Origin of the sequence: Microcystis sp. M049S2, from assembly GCF_020245625.1 — a bacterium.
In the GTDB taxonomy this organism is placed as follows: Bacteria; Cyanobacteriota; Cyanobacteriia; order Cyanobacteriales; family Microcystaceae; genus Microcystis; species Microcystis ichthyoblabe_A.
The window spans coordinates 1-2,569 of record NZ_JADBUN010000126.1; the positions used below are offsets into that span (position 1 = coordinate 1).

The window sequence follows — 2,569 nt, forward strand, 5'->3', positions numbered from 1 at the left end:
GAAAGTGGTGCCAGCATGATCCAGAAGCATTTGCAGGGTATTTGTAATTACTTTGAAAATCATACAACCAACGGATTAATTGAGGGAATGAATACCAAAATAAAGCTTATTAAAAGAATGAGTTATGGATTTACCAATTTTGAACATCTTCGACTTAAGCTGTTTGCTTGCTTTAATTTATAACAAAAATTAACACACGAAAACCAGAAGAGCCCAATTTGTCTCTCCCCATCAAGAGTGCTACTTCCTCCTACCCACTGAAATTGCTTAATCACCACAATTTGTCCAGTATTAATACTTAATGCTTTGTATGATACTCTGCCAGCAGAAGGGTTGCGACCAAGTTGCTCAATCACTTGGTAGCCATGCGCGGTAAAGTCAGGATACTGCGGTTCAGACATAAGGTGAATAATAACTCTACTTTAAGAAGTTTATCTCAATCATAACTAATAGATCAGTGGATTTATGACACTTGCCCCTAAGTACAGTTGGCTAAAACCGCGCGCACTTGTCGAGAATGCCTCTACTTTCTCAGGAGAAATTCTGTCTAAGCAAGTAATCTCGGTGAACCAAGAATCCCCAAGACTTTAGGCAGGGGAGTGTTAAAAAATTGTTATGGCTAGGGGAGCTTTAAGATTGCTTCGAGGGCTTTGGTGATACAATGAGCCGTTAACTAGCTATCTCTCGGTGGCATGGAGAGCCAAATTGTCAGGAGGTCGAAGCGTGAAAACTCGGTTGCGTTGGTTTTGGGTGGCTTTAGGGGCATTTCTTGCCATTATTGGCGAGGAATTCTTGAGAAAGCTGCTGGCACTCTCTCTCTGTGGCGTTTTTCTGTTGAGTTACTGTCTGCCTGATGCTAAATATAGCGCTTCTGTCGTGGCTCAAACTCCACAACCGGCTATTGGGCAATCTCAAACAGAGCAGAAAATTGATAATTATTTTAGCCCCATTCAACCAGATGGTACACCCAAATTAGGGATCGATCGCTGGTGGGCAACCGCAGGAGTAGATAAGGAAATAACCGTTAACTGGACGGTAGAAGTCGAGAAAGAAGGTAGTTATTATATCGATTTAAAAAATCGAACTCTTTCTGGTAAAAAATGGCAATTAAGCGATTTAGTTACAATAAATATTGTTAATCGAGATGATAATACTGAGAAGACAGTTAAATTGCCTAGAGGTTTCGCAGAAAATATTCCTGTGGGAGAGCTTACCCAAGGGATTTATACCTTTAAAATTAATAAAATTATCGTACCCAAAATACCTATAGTAGAAGAGATTAAATTTGAAATAGGTTTAGTTGTTGGTGATACAACTAGGGATTTCGGCTTAGATAAACAACCGACAAATCAAATCAATTCCTTATTTGTGGCAGACTATCCTGAAACAAATTCTCAATATTTTCTCAAGATTCAGGAGAAAGGTCAAAAAATATTTAAAACCAAAGTTCCTGTTTCTAAAAGCCAATTAATTAACTATTTTACTCCTATTTTGAATTTTGAGCCAGAGGAAGAATATCAAGTTCCTTTTGATGTTAATAAAAATACTTGGAAAGCCGAAACTAAAGCCACTATTAAGGATAGAGGAAATGCAGATGATTACTTAGATATTAGTCAATTTAAAACCGATATCAAAGGTGCTTACAGTCGAAGTAAAAAAACTCCTGCTAAAATTTATGCCTCAATCGTTGAAAATGATAATTTAGAAATAGATAACAAAAAAACAGGGATTAAAGAATTAGCAATTAACTATTATTTTCACTATCCCTATAGCAATTGGTACGATCACAACGGATTTAATAATCATGAAGGAGATTGGGAAGGAATAACGGTCTTTTTACAGAAGGATCGGGATGGATACTACTATCCTTGTCGAGTTGCTTTTGGCGAACACATTTTCTTGGTGAGTGAGTTTATTTCCGAAGGAGGAGAAATTTTTGAATGGACAGAATTAGTTAAGGATAACAATATTCTATTTTCAACTAACTTAGGTAGCCGCAATGATATTCTTGCTCAACCTAATGTTTTTGTCGGTTTGGGTGGTCATGCGAGTTATCCTAAGTCGGACATTAGTGAATTAAGTATCTGTACTAAATTTACGATTCCCACATCTATTGATCCTCGTTGTGAAGAAAAACATCGAGGGGGGAAGATATACAACCTCCATGATAATTTATCTTTAATTTCATCTTCCGACCCTAAATCACGAGAAGTAGTGGAATATTTACCCCGTGTCGGAGTTGAGAAAATTGAAGACTTAGGTGATAAAAGTTGGTTGCTTTATCCAGGTACATGGGGAAATCCCAAAAATTGTACTACGAAATTACTGCTAGATATAGGTTGTCCTAGCGCACCTCGTGGTCCTGTATTTTTGGATTTAAAGAAAATTAGTGGAGTTAGTGGAATTTCTCAACCTATTTCTAAAATAGGGCTCTTCTGGTTTTCGTGTGTTAATTTTTGTTATAAATTAAAGCAAGCAAACAGCTTAAGTCGAAGATGTTCAAAATTGGTAAATCCATAACTTATTCTTTTAATAAGCTTTATTTTGGTATTCATTCCCTCAATTAATC

2 protein-coding genes are annotated in these 2,569 nt (G+C 36.8%); one reads left to right on the top strand and one right to left on the bottom strand.

Going from position 1 to position 2,569, the window contains the following annotated elements:
* On the top strand, positions 1-183 hold a 183-nt coding region (locus IM496_RS10795; RefSeq protein WP_287661911.1), incomplete at its 5' end, for a transposase.
* A gap of 2,276 nt (positions 184-2,459) precedes the next feature.
* Here the strand turns inward: IM496_RS10795 and IM496_RS10800 are convergent.
* A partial coding sequence (locus IM496_RS10800; RefSeq protein WP_287661912.1) for a transposase occupies positions 2,460-2,569 on the bottom strand: 110 nt, incomplete at its 5' end.